The following is a 21,407-nucleotide window of genomic DNA, read 5'->3' on the forward strand; positions in this document are numbered from 1 at the left end:
AGTCCCCGGCCAACTCGCCGGGGATTTCTTTTGCCGCTCTTGCCGTTCTCTTCTCTCAGAGAATGTCGTCGCGGATGCACGCCTTGAAGTGGTCGGGCGAGACTTCACGCAGTTCGGGCACGATGTTGGCGCAGTCGGCAATCGCGTAGCGGCAGCGGGTGCGGAACACGCAGCCCGAGGGCGGGTTGATGGGGCTGGGGATATCGCCCTCAAGGATGATGCGCTGACGCTTGATGGTGGGGTCGGGCACCGGGGAGGCCGAGAGCAGCGCCTCGGTGTAGGGGTGCTTGGGGTTGCGGTTGAGTTCGCGGCTCGGCGCGATTTCCATGATGCGGCCCAGGTACATCACGATCATGCGGTCACAGATGTACTCGACGACGTGCAGGTCGTGGGCGATGAACAGCACCGTCAGGCCGAGTTCTTCCTGAAGGTCCTGAATCAGGTTGACGACCTGCGCCTGGATGGACACGTCGAGCGCCGACACCGGCTCGTCGGCCACGATGAAGCTGGGGTCCACCGCTAGAGCGCGGGCAATCCCGATGCGCTGGCGCTGACCGCCCGAGAACTCGTGGGGGTAACGGCCCATGTGCTCGGGGCGCAGACCCACGCGCTGCAACAGCTCGGCGATGCGGTCCACGCGCGCCTTGCCGGGGTGCAGGTTATGAATCTGCATCGCTTCGCCGAGGATGTCGCTCACCGTCATACGCGGGTTGAGCGAGGCGAAGGGGTCCTGGAAGATGATCTGCATCTCGCGGCGGTAATCGCGCATCTGGGACTTGCCCAGCTTGGTGATGTCGGTGCCGTTGAAGATGACCTGCCCGCCCGTCGGTTCGATCAGGCGCAGCAGGGCGCGTCCGGCGGTGGTCTTGCCGGAGCCGGATTCACCGATGAGGCCCACCACTTCGCCCTTGCCGACACGGAAAGTAATGTCGTTAACGGCCTTGACGTTGGCGACCACACGCGACATCAGGCCGCCGCGAATGGGGAAGTACTTCTGAAGGTTGTTGACTTCGAGCAGGTCAGCGCGCGGCGCTGCGGCGGCTCCCAGCGGAGCGCCGGTGGTCACGGGGGCCGTCGGAATGGGACCAGTGGTCATGCGTTCACCTCGGAGCTCAGGCCGGTGCCGGTATGGGGCTGGCCGCCCTGAACCTGTTCAAATTCGCGCCAGCGGATGCAGCGGGCCATGTGGCCGCCCCCCGTGTCTTCGAGCGCCGGGACGGCCTGCGAGCACTGGGGCACGGCGAACTTGCAGCGCGGCTCGAAGGTGCAGCCGGGGGGCAGGTTGAGCGGGTTGGGCACGTTGCCGGGAATGGCTTCCAGGCGCTTTTTGGGCTGCCCGGGCACGTGGGCGTGCTCGTCTTCGCTGGGACGGGGAATGGAGTTGAGCAGGCCCATGGTGTAGGGGTGGCGCGGCGCCTTGAAAATCTCGATCACGTCGCCTTCTTCCACCACGCGCCCACCGTACATCACCACCACACGGTCAGCCATTTCGGCCACCACGCCGAGGTTGTGGGTGATAAACAGAATGCTCATGCCCACTTCCCGTTGCAGGTTACGCATCAAGTCCAGAATCTGCGCCTGGATGGTCACGTCGAGGGCGGTGGTCGGCTCGTCGGCGATCAGGAGCGCGGGCTTGCACGAGAGCGCCATGGCGATCATCACGCGCTGGCGCATCCCACCCGACATCTGGTGGGGATACTCGTTGACGCGCTTTTCGGGCGCCGGAATCCCCACGAAGCGCAGCATGTCAGTCGCCACGTCCATCGCTTCCTTGCGGGTCTTGCCCTGGTGCAGCACGACCGCCTCGGCGATCTGGTCGCCCACGGTGTAGACCGGGTTGAGGCTGGTCATCGGCTCCTGAAAGATCATGGAGATGTCGTTGCCGCGAATCCTACGCATCTCGGCTTCGGACACGTTGACGAGGTTGCGCTGCACCCCGTCTTTGCCGGTGAACAGGATCTCGCCGCCTGCGATCTGGCCGGGGGGCATGGGAATCAGGCGCATGACGGTCAGGCTGGTCACGCTCTTGCCCGAGCCCGATTCGCCCACCACGGCGAGGGTTTCGCCCTTTTTGATGTGGAAGGTCACGCCGTCCACACTCTTGACGACGCCGTCGTCGGTGTTGAAGTAGGTCTTGAGGTTGTTGACGGCGAGGAGGACCTCACCTGTGTGTTGCTGGGTCATTGCTCTCCCCTGTTGTGCATAAAAAGCATCATAACGGCTAGCGGCGGCGGCGAGGGTCGAACGCGTCACGCAGGCCGTCGCCCACGAACTGCCAGCCCAGAACGGCCAGCATGATGAACACACCCGGCAGCAGCACCCAGGGACGGGTGTCGAGCGACTCGAAACCGCCGTCCTGCGCTAGCTTGAGCAGGCTGCCCCACGAGGCGTAAGGCTCCACGATGCCGATGCCGATAAAGCTCAGGCCCGATTCGGTGAGGATGTAACCGGGAATCGCCAGCGACATCGCCACGATGATGAAGGTGGCCGAGTTGGGCAGCAGGTGCTGACCGATGATGCGGGCGTCCGACGCGCCGAGGGCGTTGGCGGCCTGCACATAGTCCATTTCGCGGCCCGACAGGATCTGGCCGCGCACCACGCGGGCAATCCCGCCCCAGCCGATGAACGCCAGCAGACCGCCCACGATGTAGAACACCAGAATCGGGTTGGCTTCGAGCGGGAACATGGCGCGGAGCAGAATCAGCAGAAAGAGGTCGGGAATGGCCGAAAGCACCTCGACCAGACGCATGATGAGCGTGTCGGCCAAGCCCCGGAAGTACCCGGCGATACCGCCCAGCACCAGCCCCAGCACCAGCGACAGCAGCGAGGCGATGATGCCGATGGTCAGGCTGATCTGCGAGCCGTACATGATGCGCGAGAACTGGTCACGCCCGAAGTTGTCGCTGCCGAGCAGATAGAGCTTGCAGGGTTCGTCCACGCCCATCAGCTTGAGGCTGCTGGGGATAAAGCCCAGGAACTTGTAGGTGCGGTCCTCAATGTCGGGGTTGCGGACAAAGAACTTGACCGGGCACTTGACCGAAGGGTCCTCGGTGTACTTGTCACGGAAGGTTTCCATGTCGATGTCGCGCTTGAGGCCGTAGACATGCGGCGCGAACTTGCCGTCATCCTGCCAGTGAATCTTGGTGGGGGGTGCCCAGGAAATACGGTCGGAGGTGCTGTACTCGGTCAGGCCGTAGGGGGCCAGAAAGCCCGCGAACAGCGCGATGAGATAAAGAAAGCCCAGGATAAACAGGCCCAGGCGGGCCAGGGGGTTACGGAAAAACTGGGTCCGAATGACCTGCCACTGGCTCTTGGATTTCTGGATTTTCTGGGGTGCGGTTGCAGTCGTCATCTCCAGGCTCCTTAGCTGTACCGGATGCGGGGGTCAACGGCAGCCAGCAGCAGGTCGGACAGCAGGTTGCCAATCATGTAGAGGAGGGTGCCGAGCGCCGTCACCGCCATCAGGATGTAGATGTCCTGGTTGCCGAGCGCCGTGAGTTGCAGCGGCGTCAGACCGGGCCAGTTGAACACGATTTCCAGAAAGCCCGCGCCGCCGATCAATGCAGGCAGCAGGCCGCCCAGACCCGCGATGGTCGGAATCATGGCGAGCTTGAAGGCGTGCTTGTAGGTCACGGCGCGGTCGTTCAGGCCCTTGGCGCGGGCGGTGCGGATATAGTCCTGACCCAGCACTTCGAGCATCTGGCCGCGAATAAAGCGGCTTTCACCGGAAATTCCGCGCAGCACCAGAATGATGGACGGAATCAGCGCGTGCAGGAACACGTCCCAGACGTGGCGCAGCGGCGAAATGTCGGTCGGCAGCGCACTGCTCGACTTACCGCCCAGGGGGAGGTCCCAGCCGAACTGCTGCTTGAGTTGCAGCATGGCGTAAATCGCCAGCAGACCGAAGAAAAATGAAGGTATCCCCAGGCCGATGTAGGAAAAGAAGGTAAACACGCGGTCCCAGAAGCTGTAGGGCTTGAGGGCGCTGTACACACCCACAGGAATCGACACGGCGAAGTGCAGCACTGTGCTGATGACCACCAGAATCAGGCTGTTGAGAAACGGTCCCTGAATGACCTCGGCCACCGGGCGCTTGTACTGGAAAGAGTCGCCCAGGTCGCCCATCAGCAGGTTCTTGAACCAGTAGAGGTACTGGACAAACACCGGCTGGTCCAGGCCAAATTCACGGCGCAGACGCTCGATGGTCTCGGGCTTGACCGACGGATTTTCCTTCAACTGAGACAGAAAGTCGCCTGGCGCGGCCTGGGTGATGAAAAACGCCAGCATGGTCGCCAGGACGAAAGTAGGAATAAATTGCAGCACTCGCCGCAAGATGTAAGGAAGCAAGGTGGTGGACCTCCACACGCATCAGGCAATCACCTGAAAAGAACAAAAGGTAGTTCGGGCTTCAATTGGCGAAACTCACGGATTGGGCGCGGGGCCATGTGACGGCCCCGCGCCCAACCGGAACTCAGGATTGAATTCTAGGCGTCCTCAGGACCTCAGCGCTTGATCCAGGTCAGCGCGATGTCGCGGGGCCCGAAGAGGGTGCTGGCGTTCAAGCTGTTGATCTGGGGGCGGTTGTACTCGCCCTGCACGCGGTCGGTCCAGGCGAAGTGGACGGTCTGGGCGGCCAGCTGGATGTAGGGCTGGTTTTCCATTTCGTTCCTCTGGATCTGCGCGGCGATGGCCTTGCGCTTGGCGAGGTCGAACTCGGCGCGGCCCTTCCAGAACAGGTTCACGGCCTGGGTTTCGAAGGGGAAGCGGCACTTGTTGCTCTGGTTGAACATGTGCAGGTTGCCGCCGTCACCGAGGCCCTTGCACTCGACGACGCTGGGGCCGGACACGGGGTAGACCTGACCGCCACCGGTCAGACCGATGATGATGGCGTCGAAGTTACGGCGACCGAAGTTGTCCTTGGCGTCGAGCAGCGTGGTCATCTGGTTGAAGGCGATGGCGCTGACGTTGATCTTGACGCCGACCTTCTTGGCCTCGTCCTGAATCACCTTGGCGTAGCTCTGACGACGGTTGTTCTCGGCGTTGGTAATCAGGGTGAATTCGAGCTTGTTGCCCGCCTTATCCACCAGGATGCCGTCGCTGCCCTTCTTGGTAAAGCCCAGTTCAGCCAGCAGCTTGGCAGCGGCGGTGGGGTTGAACTTGTACTTGTCCATGCCGCTGGGGATCCAGTCCTTGTACACGGGGTAGACCGAGGTGTAGGTGGGCTCGCCGAGACCGCCGAGAGCAAGGTCGACCATCGCGTCGCGGTTCATCAGCATGCTCATGGCCTGACGGAACTTGACGTTGGAAAACAGCTTGGTCTTGAAGGTGGCGCTGTCGTCCATGTTGAAGACCATGAAGTCGCTGCTGGCGCGGGCGCTGGCGTTGGGAATCAGCGTGCCCTTGACCTTGCCGCCGTCCATGGCCGACTTGACCTGGGCCAGCTTGTCGCGGTTGTCGGGGCTGTAGGTGTCGAGGTTGCCCGCCAGGAACTGAGCGAGCTGAGCGTTGGCATCGGCCACGATGTTGATCTGGATGCCGTCCAGGTAGGGCAGCGACTTGCCCGCGCTGTCCTTGTTCCACTCGCCGAAGTAGGGGTTTTTCTTCAGGATGGCACGCTCACCACGCACATAACGGTCCAGCATGAAGGGGCCGCTGGTCACGATATTGTCGGGGTTGGTGCTGATGGTCCACATGTCCTTGATGCCCTGGGCACCCTTGGCCTTCCAGACAGGCATGAAGACGTGGGTGGGCTGGGGCAGGAAGATACCGGACAGGAACTCGATGGCGGTCACGTCGGCCTTGGGGAACACGACCTTGAGGGTGTTGCTGTCGACCTTGGTCACCTTGATCGGCTGGTTGTTGATGGTCCAGTAGTCGAAGGTGTTGCTGCCCACGTCCTTGTTGGAGTCGATGGTGTAGGCGGTGATCCAGTCGTCCACGGTAATCGGCTTGCCGTCGCTCCACTTCATGCCCTTGCGGATGTCGAAGGTGAAGGTGCGCTTGTCGGCGGACTGGGTGTACTTTTCCGCCATGTAGGGCGCGTAGTTGCCAGTCACAGGGTTGTAGCCCAGCAGCGAACCGGCGCTCAGCACGGCAGGCAGGTTGGGGCTTTCGGACGACACAAAGGGGTTCAGGGTCTTGAAGTCCTGAAGGTTGACGGAACGGAAGGTGCCGCCGGTCTGCACGTCGCCGGGCTTGTTGCTGGTCCAGTTGGCAGGGTAGACGAAGGGGGCGGCGAGCGAGGTGCTCGCGCCGAGGGCCAGGGCCAACATCATCACTTTCTTCATGGAACCTCCAAACGGTTCTGGAAAAGACCAACGCTCCCAGCAGGGGGCCGTCGGTAGAAAAAGTCAGGGATTTCCAGCGAGGTCAATATATGGACTGGCCTAGAGAAGGTCAAGCCTTTGTCATGTGATCCTCATATAATGACCTGACCTCACGTCTTGCAGGCCACTCCAGATAAAAGGCGCGCGTATGCAACGTTCTTCAGTGACTCGACCTGCCGTTTCACTTCTCTGAGAGCGGTTCAGCGGCCACGACGCGCTATGCTGCTCTTTATGTCTCTGGCAGAACCACCCGTCAAAACCCATCCTGATTTCGAGGCCGAATCTAGTCATCTGGCGGGCACCGTCCAGGCCATGATTCGCCAGATCGGGAGCTGGGAAGACCGCGACCGCAACACGGGCGCCGACCTCGAAACCTCGGTGACGATGGCCGACACCGCCGAGGAACATGCCGCGATGCTGAGCGTGCATGTCCACCAGCCCTACTTCGGCAGCCTGAAAGTACGCGTCGGCGGGCGCGAGCAGACCCTCTATATCGGCAAGCACGCCTTCCGCGACGTGGGCGGGCCGCACCACGTGGTGAGCTGGGACAGCGAGGTCGGCAGCCTCTTTTACTCCGACGCTCTGGACTGGGTGCCCCGGCGTGGCAGCAAGGGCCAGATTCGGCGGCGGCGCCAGCTCGACGTGGCGCAAAAAGCGCTGCTGCGCGTCACCGACCTCTACGACGATGAGCAGGGCGGCGACACCGGCGGACGCGAGGAAGTGCTGCTGCGGCGCCTGAAAGAGCAGAGCACCGCCGGGATGCGCGACGTGGTGGAGACGCTGCAACCCGAGCAGAACGAGGCGATGCGCTTTCCCGCCGGCACGCCGGTCATCATTCAGGGGGCTGCCGGGTCGGGCAAGACGACCATCGGCTTTCACCGCCTTGCCTGGATGACGAGCGGCGACCGAGGCCCGCATCAGGCGCGGCCCGAGGCATGCATGGTTCTGATGCCCAACCGGGTGCTGGCGGCTTACGCGGCGCGCATCCTGCCCGAACTCGGCATCGGCGGCGTCAGCGTGACCACGCCCGAAGCCTGGGCCACCGCGCTGCTGGGCCTCGAAAAACTGGAAATCACCGACCGCACACTCTCGCTGCTGCTCACCGATACCGACAACGGACGCCGGGCGCTGGCGTGGCGGCGGGCCAAGCTGCTCGGCGACGCCCGGATGCTCGACGTGGTGCGGACCCACCTCTGGAACAAGTTCGGGGCGGCCATCACCGGCCAGAGCTTGCAGGAAAACATCGAGGTGGCGGGGCGCGGGCTGCTGACCTTCAGCCTGAGCGAGAGCGACCTCGCCGACAAGCTGCACGACGTGTTCGCGCAAGACCCCCTCGACGGCTACCGCGCCGGCTTCCGGCGGCTGGTGGAGGAAGAAGCCGTCTCGCGCCTGCGGGTGCCCGAGGAAGAGGAAGCGAGCGTGCGGCGGCAACTCAGCAAGCCGCTCACCACGCTGCTGGGGCGCATTTTCGCCTCGACGACGCCCGTGACCGAGGCCCGGCGCCTGCTCGCCGACGCGGACGCCCTGGCCGCGAGCGGACTGCTGAGCGACAAGGAAATCCGGCTGCTGCTCGCCGATCCGCTCAGCGGCATTCCGACCCCGCGCCGGCTCACGCCGACGTGACCGAGCTGCCCATCATGCTGGCGGTGCAGGCGTTTACCGGCGGCATCGGGCGAGCGGTGGGGCGCACGTTGGAGCCGTTCGACCATGTGGTGCTCGACGAGGCGCAAGACTATTCGCCGCTGCTCTACGCCCTGCTCGCCCGCGCCGCGCGCCCGGGGCACGTCACTGCGTTGGGCGACCTCAACCAGGGGATGCACGGCTACAAGGGGCCGAGCAAGTGGCAGGACGTGCAGGACCAGTTACCGGGGGCACAGGTGCTGACGCTCTCGCGCACCTACCGCTCCACCCGGCAAATCACCGAACTCGGCGCCCGGATTGCCGAAACCTACAACCGCGCCGCGCAGGTGCAGGGCGTGGACCGCGAGGGGGCCGAGGTGCAGCGCTACGAGGGCGGTGACGAGCGCGCGCTGATTGCCCAGGCCGTCAAGGACGCGCAGGCCGCCGGGCACACCAACATCGCCATCGTGACGCGGCGCGGGGCCGACGCCGACCGCCTGAGCGCCGAGCTGCGCGACTTCGACACCGACGCGCAGCCCATCACCACGCAGGAGCACCGTTTCAAGGGCGGGCTGGTCATTCTGCCGGTCAGCCTCGCTAAAGGGCTGGAATTCAGCGCGGCGATTGTGACCGGAGCGAACCAGACGACGTATGACGAGAGCACCGAGTACGAACGGCGCCTGCTCTATGTCGCCGCCAGCCGCGCCCTGCACTGGCTGGGGCTGGTGAGCGGTGGGGCGGAGCTGCACCCGCTGGTGCGCTGAGGGGTGGCTCACTGCCGAACCGTCTAAGGTCTATATGCGGAAAGTATGCATGGGACGGCATTTAGACTTTTAGACCGTTCGACCGTCCAACATTCAGCTCCTTCCCCGTGCTATCCTCAAATCCCGGAGGCCACACGCCCCGGCTTTTTTTGTTTTGGCGTGTGGCACGTGCCTTTCACAGTCCCGACCCTCGACCCTTAGACATTCCCGGAGGGAATCCATGAAATACATCTTCGTGACCGGCGGCGTGGTCAGCAGCCTCGGCAAAGGCGTGGCGAGTGCCAGCCTCGGGGCGCTGCTGCGTGCGCGCGGCTACAAAGTCACCGCCGTCAAAATCGACCCCTACATCAATATCGACGCCGGCACCATGCGGCCCTACGAGCACGGCGAATGCTTCGTGACGGCTTCGGGTGCCGAAACCGACCTCGACATCGGCAACTACGAGCGCTTTCTCGACCTCGACATTCCGGCGGGCAGCAACATCACCACCGGGCAGGTCTATCAGGAAGTCATCCGTAAGGAGCGGGCGGGCGATTACCTGTCGCAGACCGTGCAGGTCATTCCGCACGTGACCGATGAAATCAAGCGGCGCATCCGGGCGGCGGGCGAGTCGGCGGGTGCCGAAATCGTGCTGATCGAGGTGGGCGGCACGGTGGGCGACATCGAGTCGCTGCCCTTTCTGGAAGCCATCCGGCAGTTCCGCTTCGACGAGGGCGACGACAACGTGCTGTACCTGCACCTGACGCTGGTGCCGTACCTGGGCACGTCCAACGAGTTCAAGACCAAGCCCACGCAGCACTCGGTGGCGGCGCTCAGGAGCTACGGCATCAGCCCCGACATCGTGATGGTGCGCTCCAAGGACAAGCTGCCCGCCGAAATTACCCGCAAAATCGCGGCATTTACCAGCGTGCGCGAAAACCGCGTCTTCTCGTCGTATGACGTGGAACACGTCTATCAGGTGCCGCTGGCACTTGAGGAGCAGGGCCTGGGCAAGGCCGTCGAGGAGCTGCTGGGGCTCGAAGGCACGCACCCCCGGCTGGGCGTGTGGACCGACGCCGTGCGGACCATCAAGCATCCCAAGCAGCAGGTGACCATCGCCATCGCGGGCAAGTACACCGCCATGCCCGACGCCTACCTCTCGCTGATGGAGTCGCTGACGCACGCGGGGATTGCCAACGACGCCCGCGTGAACATCAAGTGGGTCAACGCCGAGCAGCTCGCCGAGGCGGGCGCGGGCGAACTCGAAGGGCAGTTTGCCGACGTGGACGGGATTCTGGTCCCCGGTGGCTTCGGCATTCGCGGCATCGAGGGCAAGGTGAAGGCCGCCGAGTACGCCCGCACGCACGGGGTGCCGTACCTGGGGATTTGCCTGGGGATGCAGATTGCCGTGATCGAATACGCCCGGCACGTTGCGGGCATCGAGGACGCCAACTCCGCCGAGTTCGACGAGTACGCCAAGAACAAGGTCATCGACCTGATGCCCGAGCAGCTCGAAGTCGCCGGGATGGGCGGCACCATGCGCCTGGGCGACTGGCCGATGGAACTGCGCGCCGGCACCAAAATCGCCGAGCTGTACGGCGTTCCGCAGGGCGGCACCGTCAAGGAACGCCACCGCCACCGCTACGAGGTCAACCCGGCCTACGTGGAGCAGTTGGAGGCGGCGGGCCTGACCATTTCGGGTGTGACCCCCGGCGTGGAGGGGCGCGGCGCGGGGCTGGTCGAGACCGTCGAAATCGCGGACCATCCCTTCTTCGTGGCGCTGCAAGCCCACCCCGAGTTCAAGAGCCGCCCGATGCGCCCGAGCCCGCCCTTCGCCGGCTTCGTGAAGGCCGCGCTGGAGCACCAGCAGCAGTAAATGTCCTGAATCTGCACAGCCCTGGCACCCGCTGGGGCTGTTTTGATTTCGGCAAGCGGCGGAAACGTTGGCGTCAGGCTCGCGCGTTATGCTGGCCCCATGCGTCTCCCCCGCCGTTTTCCCCTGCTCGCCGCGCTCGCTGCTGGCGCCTGGTATCTCCGCGCCGTGTACCGCTTCCGCGACCCGGTGCGCCTGCCGCCCGCAGACCAGAGCGGCGCGGGCGCCGTGCTCTCACCGGCAGACGGGCTGGTGTCGTTCGTGCGCCGCATCGAGGGCGGGCAGGTGAACGGGCAGAACGTGGCCGAACTGCTGGGGACGCCGCAACGAGACGGGTGGCTGCTGGGCCTCTACGTGGGGCCGCTGGACGTGCACTTCACCTATGCGCCGGTCGGCGGCACGGTTATCAGCGCCGGCAAGCGAGACGGAACGCGTCAGGGCTTACCGCTGGCCGAGACCGCGCGGCTGCTGGCGGGCCAGCCGGTGGACCTGCTCGGCAGCGCCGCCGTGCGCGGCAACGAGCGCTACAGCTACGCCGTGCAGGGCGAAGGCGGGCAGACGGTCACGGTAGGCCTGATTGCGCCGGGCGCGGGCCTGCAAGCCATCACCTATCTGGACGAGGGCCAGACCGTGCGCCAGGGCAACAAGGCCGCGTTTCTGGCCGAGGGCGGCCTGGTGCTGCTCGCCCTGCCCGGCAGCGTAACCCCCCAGGTCAGCGTGGGCGAGCGCGTGCGGGGTGCCGAAACGGTGGTCGCCTGCTGAGAAGTTAGCCGTCCAGCAGCGTAAACGTCAGGACTTCGGCCTCGGGCACGCTCAGCGGCGACGTATCGGGCAGGCTGACGCGCACGTTGCCGCCTGACAGGTCTGCCGCCGCGTTCAGCAAAGGCGCGTCGGCAGCGGGGTCGAGGGTGCCCCAGAGGTGCATTGCCCCTGTACCCCCCGGCCCGGTCCGCCACAGGCCCGCACCCACCGGGTCGCCGTCTGCGTAGGCGAGCAGCAGCGTGCTGGCGCGGTCGCCTTCCAGCCGCGCGGCGAAGTGGCGAGCGAGGGCCGGCGCCCATTCCAGCGTCTCGTAGCTTTCGGCGAGGACTGCCGACCACAGAGAGAGTTGGAGACGTGAAACCTGTTCCACGATGATGTTTTCTCTAGTTTCTCCCGCCGTCCAGCTTCCCACCCGCAGCCCGCCCACGTCCTCGCCGAGGAGAGCCGCGTCCGAGAGCAGCAGCGCTGGCCGGCCTCGCGCGCTGAACCAGCGGCGCACGTCGGGTAAATTCTCAGCAGCTTCAGCAGGAAAAAAGGCCGCATTCAGCGCCAGTATGTTCGCCCCCGGCGTCTGCAAAATGGCGCAGGGGCCGAGGTCATAGTGCTCGGCGGCCAGCGGCTGAAAGTAAGTGAGCAGTTCGGAAAAGGGCATAGGGCAGAGCGACTTTAACCCGTCTTACCCCCTCTCCGCTCAGTCGGGCAGGTTCACCGCCCGCGCCGCGTCGAGCCAGCCACCGTCGCGCAGGAAGGCGCGGAAGTCGGCGAGCAGAGCGGCGGCTGCGGTCTGTTCGGAAGCGGGCAGGGTGCGCTGCCACGCCTCGCCGGTCAGTTTGGTGTAGGCGAGCAGCGGGGCGGGCGCACCGAGGTAGTCCTCCAGCGCCGTCAGCAGCGCCGCCGCGCGGTCACGTTGCGCCGCCGGGCAGCCCTCCAGATACGCCTGCGCCGCCTGCGAGAGCTGCATGGGGGCCAGGGGGTGCGCGGGCGTCAGGTCGGGCTGAGGGTCACGAAACATCATGCCCCGCAGTCTGGGGTGCAGGTGTCAGGGACAGCTCAGGAAAAAGTCAGGCGGAGGTCAAGCGTTCCAGCAGCATCGCGTCGCCCAGCGAGTAGAAGCGGTAGTCCTGCGACAGCGCCGCGTCGTAGGCCGCGCGGATGCGGTCCTCGCCCGCGAAGGCGGCGACGAGCAGCAGCAGGGTGCTGCCGGGCAGGTGAAGGTTGGTGATGAGCAGGTCCGGCACCTCAACCCGCGTTCCAGGCGTGATAAAGATGCGCGTCTCCCCCGCCCCGGCACGCACTGCTGCGCCGTCCCAGGCACTTTCCAGCGTGCGGACGGTGGTCGTGCCCACGGCGACCACGCGGCGGCCCTCAGCTTTGGCGCGGGTGATGGCGGCGGCGTTGGTTTCGCTCACCTCGTAGCGCTCGGCGTGCATCACGTGGTCGGCCACGGGGCCCTGAATCGGCTTGAAGGTGCCTGCGCCGACGTGCAGCGTGACCGAGGCGCGTTCTACGCCCATCTCGTCCAGGCGGGCGAGCAGCTCAGGCGTGAAGTGCAGCCCAGCGGTGGGGGCGGCCACGCTGCCGGGCGTTTTGGCGTACACCGTCTGGTAGCGCTCGCGCCACGTCTCGTCGCTGTCGCCCGCGTTGATGTAGGGCGGGAGCGGCAGGCGACCAATCTCGTCGAGGTGCGGCTTGATGTCGTGGTCGAAGCGCAGCAGGCGGGCACCGTCGTCGAGAACGCCGACCACTTCCGCTCGGTGGCCTGTTGCCTCGTTCTCGCCCAACCACAACTCGTGGCCGGCGCGCTTGGCGGGCTTGAGGTAGGCGCTCCAGACATTAGCTCCCACGTCGAACTCCTCGCGCAGCAGCAACACCTCCACCTGACCGCCGCCGAAGCCGTTCACCACGGGCTTGCGCGCCAGCACGCGGGCCGGAATCACCCGCGACTCGTTAAACACCAGTAGGTCGCTGGGACGCAGCAGGTCGGGCAGGTCGCGGAACATCCGGTGCTTGATCTGCTCGCCCACCACCATCAGCCGCGAGGTGTCACGCGGCTCGGCGCCGGTCTGGGCGATGCGGTCTTCCGGCAGGTCAAAGTGCAGCCGCGCCAGCACCTCGTCGGCAGTGGAGGGATCGGCGGTGGAATCCGGCACGGCTCAGGCCTCGCCCGCCGCGTCCTTGGCGCCCGGCTTATGGCGGGCCGGCATCAGGCCTTCTTCGATGTCGGGCAGGTGGGTAAAGCGGTCGGCGGCGTCGATGAGTTTCTGCGCGGTGTGCTCGCGGAAGGCGATGACCTCCACCCGCTTGCCACGCTCCTGCAAGACCTCGACGATGTCGGTAAAATCCCCGTCGCCACTGCCGAGCACGATGACATCGAGGTGGTCCATCAGCCGGAACATGTCGGCCACGATGCCCATGTCCCAGTTACCTTCATAAATCGGTTTGCCGCCGTCGGTGACATGGTGCAGCGTCAGGTTCATGCGCCGGACCTTGAAGCCGAGCGTGGAGAGCTTGTAGATGAAGGGCCGCGACGTCGCCTCGCCCTCGCGCTCCACGGTGTAGCTGATGGCGTGGACGAGTTCGCGCCCCTCGGTGGCGACTTGCAGAATCGTCTCGAAGTTGACGGTGCGCTCGAGCAGGTCGCGGGCCGAGTGGTACAGGTTCTGGGTATCGATAAAAACCCCGACGCGGGGGCGGTGAACGACGTACTGCATTGAAAGTCTCCTGTTGTGATGAGGCCGAAAGAGGCAAAGCGCCAAAAAAACGGAACAAAAGAGTGGCCGCAAACGGGCCGCCGCCCAGCATAGGCCCGGCGCACGGAGATGTGAAGGGGAAGCCGGACCAGGCCCCAGGCCGCCCCAAACGAAGAGGGCCAGACGAAGAGGTCCAAACAAGTGGGACAGGCGAATGGACCCGGCGAGTGGACCCGGCGGATGGACCAAGACAAGCCGGGCGCCTGCCCCCGCCCGGCTGCGTTACCCTGACCCCATGACGAGCAGTGCCACCCCAGACGCCCTTGCCCAGGCCCAGGCCGCCTACGCCGAACTCAAGGCGCGGGGCCTGAAGCTCAACCTCCAGCGCGGTCAGCCCGCCGACGCCGACTTTGACCTCAGCAACCCCATGCTGAGCGTGCTCGGCGAGAACGACACCCGGTACGACGGCACCGACCTGCGTAACTATCCCGGCGGCGTGGCTGGGCTGCCCTCGGCGCGGGCGCTGTTCGGGAACTACCTCGACCTCAAGCCCGAGAACGTGCTGGTGTGGAACAACTCCAGCTTAGAGCTGCAAGGGCTGGTGCTCGGCTTCGCGCTGCTGCATGGGCTGAGGGGGTCTCAAGGCGGTTGGGTGCATGAAAAGCCCAAGATGATCGTCACCGTTCCCGGCTATGACCGCCACTTCCTGCTGCTGGAAACGCTCGGCTTCAAGCTGCTGGCGGTGGACATGCAGGACGACGGCCCCGACGTGGACGCCATCGAACGGCTCGCGGCGAACGACGCCTCGGTGAAGGGCATCCTCTTCGTGCCGACCTACTCCAATCCCGGCGGCGAAACCATCAGCGCGGAGAAGGCGCGGCGGCTCGTGGGTCTGAAGGCGGCGGCCCCCGACTTCACCATCTTTGCCGACGACGCCTACCGCGCCCATCACCTCTTCGGGGAAGGCGAACGCGACGTGCCCGTCAACTTCGTGGCGCTGTGCCGCGACGCCGGGCACCCGGACCGCGCCTTCGTGTTCGCCTCAACCTCCAAAATCACCTTCGCGGGCGCGGGCCTGGGCTTCGTGGGGAGCAGCGAGGACAACATCGGGTGGCTCGGCAAGTACCTCGGCGCCCAGAGCATCGGCCCCAACAAGTTCGAGCAGGCGCGGCACGTCAAGTTTCTGGAAGGCTACGACGGCGGGCTGGAAGGGCTGATGCGCGACCACGCGGCGCTCATCGCTCCCAAGTTTCAGGCGGTCTATGACGCCCTGAGCGCCGGACTCGGCGAAGGAGGCGGCGGCTACGCGACCTGGCGCACGCCACGCGGCGGGTACTTCATCAGCCTCGACACGGTGGACCCGGTGGCCGAACGCGTGGTGCAGCTCGCCGACGAAGCGGGCATCAGCCTGACCCCGGCGGGCGCGACGTACCCCGGCGGCAACGACCCCAAGAACGCCAACATCCGCCTCGCCCCCACCCGGCCCCCGCTGGCAGAAGTCGAGGAAGCGATGCGCGGCGTCGCCACCTGCGTGAAGCTCGCGGCGGAGGAGTACCGCGCCGGACAGCACTAACAACACGCTTCGAGACAGAGCCGGGTCCGGATTGCACAGCGCCGCCTGACCCGGCCTTTTTTGTCGGCAAACATGCGAGCTCTCAGCAGTCCAACCGCGAGCATCCGGCCAAGTTGCTAGAATGCTAGCAAGCTAGTATCTTCAAGCATGTCCGATGAAGACAAACGGCAGTTCAACATCTACCTCCCGGCGGACCTCATTCGGGAGGTCAAAATCGCCAGCATCGACGCCCGGCTGAGTCTCAGCGCGTATGTGGAGGCGGCGCTGCGCCAGCATCTGCAAGCCCAGACCACCAAGCAAAAAGGCGAGGAGGCCGGGTCGTGAGGCCGTACATCCTGCTCTACGTCACCGACGTGGCCCGCTCGCAGGCGTGGTACGAGCGTCTGGGCTTTGCCCCCCACCGCCAGGGACGGCACGGCACCTGGGCCGAACTGCTCTGGACGGGCAGCGAAGGCGAGGGCTTTTTGCTCTACCTACACGGCAACCCCGAGGCGCGGCCTGCCGGATTCGCCCTGCCCGGTTTCGAGGTGACTGGCCCGCTGGAAGACGTGGCGGCCCGCCTCGCCCCGCTGAGTTGCGGGGAAACGCCGGCCATCGTGGACGAGGGCTTCGGGCGCACGCTGAACCTGCGCGACCCCGACGGGTACGAGTGGCAACTGGTGGAGCACGAGCCGGAGCTGTACGTCTGAGAGGCTTTGTCGTGTACCGCCCCAGTCAGCCACTTGGCGGATTTCTCCCCCGTCCCTTTCCCCTACCCTTGGAGTCATCATGACCACATCCACGCCGGGCGCCGCCGTCCACGTCCGCGACCTGAAAAAGCAGTACGCCGTTCACGAGAAAGACCCCGGACTGGCCGGCAGCCTGCGCGCCTTCGTGAGCCGCAAGACGCGGCTGGTGGACGCCGTGAAAAGTGTCTCCTTCGACCTCGCGCCCGGTGAGGTGGTGGGCTTTCTGGGGCCGAACGGGGCGGGCAAAACGACCACCCTCAAGATGCTCTCGGGCCTGCTGCACCCTTCGGGCGGGAGCGTGGAGGTGCTGGGCTTCGAGCCGCGCCGCCGCCAGCGCGAGTATCTGCGGCAGATGACGCTGGTGATGGGGCAAAAGCAGCAACTGATCTGGGACCTGCCCGCGCTGGACAGTTTTTTGGTCAACCAGGCCATCTACGAGATTCCCGACGCCCAGTACCACGCCACCATGCGCGAATTTACCGAGGTGCTGGGGCTGGAAGGCATCCTGAAAAAGCAGGTGCGCAAGCTGAGTCTGGGCGAGCGGATGAAATGCGAACTGGCCGCCGCGCTGCTGCACCGGCCCAAGATTCTGTTTCTGGACGAGCCGACCATCGGCCTGGACGTGAACATGCAGGAGGCGGTGCGCGAATTCGTGCGCGAGTACAACCGCAAGGAGCAGGCGACGGTGATGCTCACGAGTCACTACATGGCCGACGTGACCGCACTTGCCCGGCGGATTCTGGTGATTGACGCCGGGCAACTGGTGTTCGACGGCGATCTGGCGAGCCTGGCCGAGCAGGGGTCGGGCGGCAAGACCATCCGGCTGCAACTGCGCCGCCCCGTGAGTGCCGAGCAACTGGCTACTTACGGCGACGTGAGCCGCAGCGACGGCCTGAGCGCCGAGCTGACGGTGCCGCGCCGTGAGGTGAGTGCACGGGCTGCAAGGCTGCTGAACGAGCTGGACGTGGCCGACCTGACGGTGGAAGACCCGTCTATCGAGGCGGTGATGGCCGAACTGTTCGGCCACAGTAAGGAAACGCAGCACAGGGAGACACAGAAAGAGGCGGTCAGCCATGACTAACTTCTGGCGCAAGGTGCGGGTGCTGTGGGCCGTCAGCCTGGCCTCCACCCTGGAATACCGCGCCGAGACGATTATCTGGATGCTGTCGGGCACGCTGAATCTGGTGATGATGCTGGTCTGGATGACGCAGGCCAAGAGTGCCCCCGGCGGGCAGATCAACGGCTACACGCCGCAGGCCTTCGCGGGGTATTTCCTGGCGACCTGGCTGGTGTCGCAACTGCTGGTGGTCTGGGTGGGCTGGGAACTGGACTACAAGATTCGGCAGGGCACGCTCTCGCCCGAGCTGCTGCACCCGATCGACCCGCTGTGGCGCGAATTTGCCGCTCACCTCACCGACAAGGCGTTCCGCTTGCCCATCATGCTGGTGCTGCTGCTGATTTTCGCGGCGCTGACCGGGGCGCAGTTCACGTCGCAGTGGTGGGCGTACCCGGCGGTGCTGGGACTGGCGCTGCTGGGGCTGTGCGTGCGGTTTTTGTGGGAGTACACGCTGGGGCTGCTGGCCTTCTGGACCGAGAGCAGCAGCAGCTTCGGCGAGGTGCTGTGGCTGTTTTACGCGGCGTTTGGCGGCATGTTCGCGCCGCTGAGTTTCTATCCGGGCTGGCTGCAAACGCTGGCCGCGTGGACGCCTTTTCCCTACATGCTGGGCCTGCCGGCGGCGCTGCTGGCGGGCAAGGCAAGCGGGGCGGAGGCGCTGCGCGGCGCGGGCGTGCTGCTGGGCTGGTTGGCGGTGATGTGGCTGGTCAGGCGCTGGGTGTGGGGGCGCGGACTGGCGAAATACGGGGCGGTGGGCGCGTGAGGCGCTACCTGCGGCTGCTGCGGGTGTTCGTGTCGGCCACCGTCGCGGCGCAACTGGAATACCGGGCCAACTTTCTGGGCGCGGTGCTGGCGAGTCTGGGTGAGGCGGCCACCGCCCTGCTGGGGCTGTCGGTGCTGTTTCTGCAACCGGGGACGACCTCGGTGGGCGGCTGGAGCTTCCGCGAGGCGCTGCTGGTCACCGGCTTTTTCCTGCTGACCGAGGGCTTTATCAGCGTGTTTATTCAGCCCAACATGTCGCGTATCGCCGAGAACATCCGCACCGGCAACATGGATTTCACGCTGCTCAAGCCGATTGACGCGCAGTTCAATGTCTCGGCGCGCAACCTCAACGTGCTGCGCTTTCCCGACCTGCTGATTGGCGCCGGGCTGCTGGTCTACGCGGCGGCGGGCCTGCCCGTCACGCCAGGCGGAGTGCTGGCGGCGGCGGGGCTGTACCTCTCGGGGCTGGTCATCGTGTACTGCATCTGGCTGGCGCTGAGTACCACGGCCTTCTGGTTCGTGAAAACGCAAAATGCCACCGAACTGTTCAACGGCGTGTTCGGCGCAGCGCGCTTTCCGGCCACTTCGTTTCCGCTGCCGGTGCGCTTCTTTCTGACCTTCATCATTCCGGTCACGCTGATTACCACAGTGCCCGCGCAGGCCGTGACCGGGCGGCTGACGCCTACGCTGGCGCTGCTTTCGCCGCTGATTGCGCTGGCGCTGTTCGTCGCCACGCGGCTGTTCTGGCAAAAGGCGGTGGCGAGTTACACCAGCGCGAGCAGTTGATGTTTCGGCGCCGGGCCGTGGCTGCCCCTTTGCCCCTACTCGCCGAGCTGCGCGACGTGGACTCGCCCTCGGCGGCGGCGCGGGTGGGGGCCGAATTCGGGGGCGAGCCGCACTTCGCCAAGGATTTGCAGCGGGTCAGGCCGTGGCTGCCGCCGGAGCTGACCGGAGCGGCGCTGCTGGACGCCATTCGGCGGGAGGAGTGGACCGGGTTTCTTGCGCTGCTGGCGGAAGATGGGCCGTGGGTGTACGTGCAGAACGTCCGGGAAGTGCAGGTGCTGTCGCGGCTTTACAGCCGGTTGGCGAGGGCGGCGGGGCAGGGGCCGGGCGCTCGTGGCGAGGGCTTGGGGGTTAAGGCTTCGGCGGAGTTGTCTGCGTTGGAGGCGGAGTTTTGGGAGGTGACGGCGGTGTTTGCGGCAGAGCAGCGGGGGCGGTGGGCTGCTCAGCGGCGGGGGTAGGTGTTGAGGCTTTTGCTTTAGCTTGATGCCCCAACCCCAAACCCCTATCCCCAATGGGGACAGGGGCTTCGACGCTGGCGCTGTGCAAAGGGCAGTGATTTCGTTTGGCGTACGGTGTTCTGCTATTGCATGGGCTGGTGTGGATGCTCATGATTTCGACGGACGCGAGGCCCGTGCGCTAACGCGCCCGACGGCCCTGGCGTTCTGCGTTTTACGATTTGTTGTGGGGCAACGCAGAAAAAAGACGTGGCTCAAGCATTTTCTATCTTTCAAATCCCCTGAATCACGGCCAGTTGAGGGGTCAATTCGCGCATCACGTCCTGCACTGAGGCCACGCCGCAGCTCAGGAGGCGGGTGTACTCGTCCACCGTGATCGGCCCGAGTTCGGCGCCGCCCTGCACCTCGACGAGCAGGCCGGTGTCGGTGGCAATCACGTTGAGGTCGGCGCGGGCCACCTTGTCTTCCTCGTAGTCGAGGTCCACGCGCAGTTCGTCGCCGATCAGGCCCACGCTGATGGCGCCGACGTTGTGGACAATCGGCCACTCGCTGAGTTGCCCGGAGTTGATGAGGCGGTCGCAAAAGTCGTGCAGCGCGGCGTGCCCGGCCAGCACGCTCGCCACGCGGGTGCCGCCGTCGGCAACCAGCACGTCGCAGTCCACGTAGAGCGTCTGGTTCTTGAAGGGGCGCAGGTCCATGCTGGAGCGCAGCGCGCGCCCGAGCAGGCGCTGAATCTCGTGGCGGCGGCCATTTTGCAGGTTGCGTTCGCGGGCCTGCCGGTCGGTGGTCGAGCGCGGCAGCATGGAGTATTCGGCGGTCAGCCAGCCTTCTTTCTTGCCACGCATATGCGGCGCGGGCTTGTCGTCGAGCGTAACGGTGGCGAGAATCTCGGTGCGGCCCATTTTGAGGTGGGCGCTGCCGGGAGCGTGGGGGTTGACGCCGCGCTGCACCGACACCGGGCGGGGGGTAAGGGCGTCTCGGCCCTCGCGGACGGGAAGTTTGGGGGGGGTCATGTCGTGGTCAACTCGATTCTGGGGCTAGGAGGATCAGGAAGGGACGCGCCGTCTGCTCCGCCGGGCCGCAATGTCATGAGCAGGGCGCGCAGATGCGCCGGGTCGCTGGTCGTGAGGTAAGAGACTTCGCCCGTCCGGTCGCCGCCGCGCAGCAGGCCGCCGCGAGACAGCACGTTGCGGGTGTGCCGGGCCACCGCTGCGCCGCTGTCCACCAGGGCGAACGTGTCGCCGAACTCGGCGCGGATGCTGCCCGCCAGGAAGGGATAGTGGGTGCAACCGAGCACCAGTTGGTCGGCCCCCGCCTCGGCAAGCGGCTCAAGCACGTCGCGCAACACGACGCGGGCCTCGGGGCTGTCGGCTTTGCCGGCCTCCACCAGGGGCACCAGCTCGGTGCTCACCGCCTGCATCACCCGCACGCCCGCTGGCTCGGCCCACTGCCGAATCACGTCCGCGAGCAGCGTGCCGCGCAGGGTGCCGGGGGTCGCCAGCACGCCCACCACACCGCTTTTCGTGGCGGCCACCGCCGGTTTGACGGCGGGAACCAACCCGATAATCGGCAGCTCAAAACGCTCACGCAAGTGGGTCAGGCTGAAGGCGGACGCCGTGTTGCACGCCACCACCACCGCCTTGACCCCCCGGCGCACCAGCTCGGCCACGGCGCGGGCGGTCAGGTCGCGGATGTCCTCGTCGCTGCGGGCACCGTAGGGCACATGGGCAGTATCGGCGAGGTACAGCACGTCTTCTTGCGGCAGCGCCCTTTGCAGTTCGGCCAGCACGCTCAGTCCGCCCGCCCCGCTGTCGAAGACACCGATGGGGAGGGCGGAGCGGGGCGCGGGGTCGGAAGCGGCGGCGAAGCTCACGGGGGGCATGATAGCGGGCGGGCCGGTGGGTTTTTGAGGGGCTTGGGCTTCAGCTTTATGCCCCAACCCCAAACCCCTGTCCCCCCTGGGGACAGGGGTTTGGGG

The 21,407-nt window shown here is 65.7% G+C and carries 22 protein-coding genes; 11 read left to right on the plus strand and 11 right to left on the minus strand.

The features are described from left to right. Positions 1-55: 55 nt before the first annotated feature. The 5 genes from DR_RS08010 to DR_RS08030 form a co-directional block, all read right to left on the minus strand. On the minus strand, positions 56-1,096 hold the full coding sequence (locus DR_RS08010; protein WP_010888206.1) for an ABC transporter ATP-binding protein: 1,041 nt from the start codon (positions 1,094-1,096) through the stop codon (positions 56-58). Beyond that, positions 1,093-2,184 carry an ABC transporter ATP-binding protein gene (locus DR_RS08015; protein WP_051618802.1) on the minus strand — a complete coding sequence of 364 codons (1,092 nt, stop codon included), beginning with the start codon at positions 2,182-2,184 and terminating at the stop codon, positions 1,093-1,095. The genes DR_RS08010 and DR_RS08015 overlap by 4 nt, the downstream gene beginning before the upstream one ends. Positions 2,185-2,221: 37 nt before the next feature. Then, entirely contained in the window at positions 2,222-3,352 is a 1,131-nt protein-coding gene (locus DR_RS08020; protein ID WP_010888208.1) for an ABC transporter permease, read from the minus strand. An 11-nt stretch (positions 3,353-3,363) separates the two neighbouring features. Then, positions 3,364-4,347: an ABC transporter permease gene (locus DR_RS08025; RefSeq protein WP_027479864.1), complete on the minus strand. Its 984-nt coding sequence runs from the start codon at positions 4,345-4,347 to the stop codon at positions 3,364-3,366. Positions 4,348-4,502: 155 nt separating this feature from the next. Further along, complete coding sequence (locus tag DR_RS08030; protein ID WP_010888210.1) at positions 4,503-6,287, minus strand: ABC transporter substrate-binding protein; 1,785 nt, start codon at positions 6,285-6,287, stop codon at positions 4,503-4,505. A gap of 270 nt (positions 6,288-6,557) precedes the next feature. On the opposite strand from DR_RS08030, the gene DR_RS16800 reads away from it, so the two are divergent. The 4 genes from DR_RS16800 to DR_RS08045 all read left to right on the plus strand — a co-directional run bounded on the left by DR_RS16800 (position 6,558) and on the right by DR_RS08045 (position 11,324). After that, the gene (locus DR_RS16800; protein WP_234944633.1) at positions 6,558-7,949 is read left to right on the plus strand and encodes a hypothetical protein; all 1,392 of its coding nucleotides are present in this window, start codon (positions 6,558-6,560) and stop codon (positions 7,947-7,949) included. After that, positions 7,946-8,710, plus strand: coding sequence for an ATP-binding domain-containing protein (locus tag DR_RS16805; protein WP_234944634.1), 765 nt, complete (start codon positions 7,946-7,948; stop codon positions 8,708-8,710). Before DR_RS16800 ends, DR_RS16805 begins: the two co-directional genes overlap by 4 nt. Before the next feature lie 220 nt (positions 8,711-8,930). Continuing rightward, positions 8,931-10,565 (plus strand): CTP synthase, encoded by a 1,635-nt coding sequence (locus tag DR_RS08040; RefSeq protein ID WP_010888212.1) that lies wholly within the window; start codon positions 8,931-8,933, stop codon positions 10,563-10,565. Positions 10,566-10,664: 99 nt separating this feature from the next. After that, complete coding sequence (locus DR_RS08045; RefSeq protein WP_027479866.1) at positions 10,665-11,324, plus strand: phosphatidylserine decarboxylase; 660 nt, start codon at positions 10,665-10,667, stop codon at positions 11,322-11,324. Between the two features lie 4 nt (positions 11,325-11,328). On the opposite strand, the gene DR_RS08050 is transcribed toward DR_RS08045, so the two are convergent. The 4 genes from DR_RS08050 to DR_RS08065 are packed head-to-tail and all read right to left on the minus strand — an operon-like array spanning position 11,329 to position 14,035. Beyond that, positions 11,329-11,976 (minus strand): hypothetical protein, encoded by a 648-nt coding sequence (locus DR_RS08050; RefSeq protein ID WP_010888214.1) that lies wholly within the window; start codon positions 11,974-11,976, stop codon positions 11,329-11,331. 39 nt (positions 11,977-12,015) lie between these two features. Continuing rightward, positions 12,016-12,339 carry a hypothetical protein gene (locus tag DR_RS08055; protein ID WP_010888215.1) on the minus strand — a complete coding sequence of 108 codons (324 nt, stop codon included), beginning with the start codon at positions 12,337-12,339 and terminating at the stop codon, positions 12,016-12,018. A gap of 46 nt (positions 12,340-12,385) precedes the next feature. After that, entirely contained in the window at positions 12,386-13,474 is a 1,089-nt protein-coding gene (gene queA, locus DR_RS08060) for a tRNA preQ1(34) S-adenosylmethionine ribosyltransferase-isomerase QueA (RefSeq protein ID WP_010888216.1), read from the minus strand. Between the two features lie 3 nt (positions 13,475-13,477). Next, complete coding sequence (locus DR_RS08065; protein ID WP_010888217.1) at positions 13,478-14,035, minus strand: NYN domain-containing protein; 558 nt, start codon at positions 14,033-14,035, stop codon at positions 13,478-13,480. 274 nt (positions 14,036-14,309) lie between these two features. Between DR_RS08065 and DR_RS08070 the strand changes: the two genes are divergently transcribed. The 7 genes from DR_RS08070 to DR_RS08100 all read left to right on the plus strand — a co-directional run bounded on the left by DR_RS08070 (position 14,310) and on the right by DR_RS08100 (position 19,432). After that, on the plus strand, positions 14,310-15,587 hold the full coding sequence (locus tag DR_RS08070) for an aminopeptidase (RefSeq protein ID WP_027479867.1): 1,278 nt from the start codon (positions 14,310-14,312) through the stop codon (positions 15,585-15,587). A gap of 147 nt (positions 15,588-15,734) precedes the next feature. Continuing rightward, on the plus strand, positions 15,735-15,911 hold the full coding sequence (locus tag DR_RS08075; protein WP_027479868.1) for a type II toxin-antitoxin system CcdA family antitoxin: 177 nt from the start codon (positions 15,735-15,737) through the stop codon (positions 15,909-15,911). Then, a complete protein-coding gene (locus DR_RS08080; RefSeq protein ID WP_010888219.1) occupies positions 15,908-16,276 on the plus strand; it encodes a VOC family protein in 369 nt (122 codons plus the stop codon). The genes DR_RS08075 and DR_RS08080 overlap by 4 nt, the downstream gene beginning before the upstream one ends. Positions 16,277-16,355: 79 nt before the next feature. Continuing rightward, positions 16,356-17,396, plus strand: a complete 1,041-nt coding sequence (locus DR_RS08085) for an ABC transporter ATP-binding protein (protein ID WP_010888220.1) — start codon at positions 16,356-16,358, stop codon at positions 17,394-17,396. Further along, positions 17,389-18,192 carry an ABC transporter permease gene (locus tag DR_RS08090; RefSeq protein ID WP_010888221.1) on the plus strand — a complete coding sequence of 268 codons (804 nt, stop codon included), beginning with the start codon at positions 17,389-17,391 and terminating at the stop codon, positions 18,190-18,192. The genes DR_RS08085 and DR_RS08090 overlap by 8 nt, the downstream gene beginning before the upstream one ends. Continuing rightward, positions 18,189-18,977: an ABC transporter permease gene (locus tag DR_RS08095; protein WP_010888222.1), complete on the plus strand. Its 789-nt coding sequence runs from the start codon at positions 18,189-18,191 to the stop codon at positions 18,975-18,977. The genes DR_RS08090 and DR_RS08095 overlap by 4 nt, the downstream gene beginning before the upstream one ends. A gap of 17 nt (positions 18,978-18,994) precedes the next feature. Beyond that, complete coding sequence (locus tag DR_RS08100; RefSeq protein WP_162177671.1) at positions 18,995-19,432, plus strand: hypothetical protein; 438 nt, start codon at positions 18,995-18,997, stop codon at positions 19,430-19,432. Between the two features lie 269 nt (positions 19,433-19,701). Here the strand turns inward: DR_RS08100 and rph are convergent, their stop codons facing one another. Both rph and murI read right to left on the minus strand, forming a co-directional pair. Continuing rightward, on the minus strand, positions 19,702-20,442 hold the full coding sequence (gene rph / locus DR_RS08105) for a ribonuclease PH (RefSeq protein ID WP_010888224.1): 741 nt from the start codon (positions 20,440-20,442) through the stop codon (positions 19,702-19,704). Continuing rightward, entirely contained in the window at positions 20,439-21,311 is an 873-nt protein-coding gene (gene murI / locus DR_RS08110; RefSeq protein ID WP_162177672.1) for a glutamate racemase, read from the minus strand. The genes rph and murI overlap by 4 nt, the downstream gene beginning before the upstream one ends. Positions 21,312-21,407 lie beyond the last annotated feature (96 nt).

Origin of the sequence: Deinococcus radiodurans R1 = ATCC 13939 = DSM 20539 (assembly GCF_000008565.1) — a bacterium.
GTDB classification, from domain to species: Bacteria; Deinococcota; Deinococci; order Deinococcales; family Deinococcaceae; genus Deinococcus; species Deinococcus radiodurans.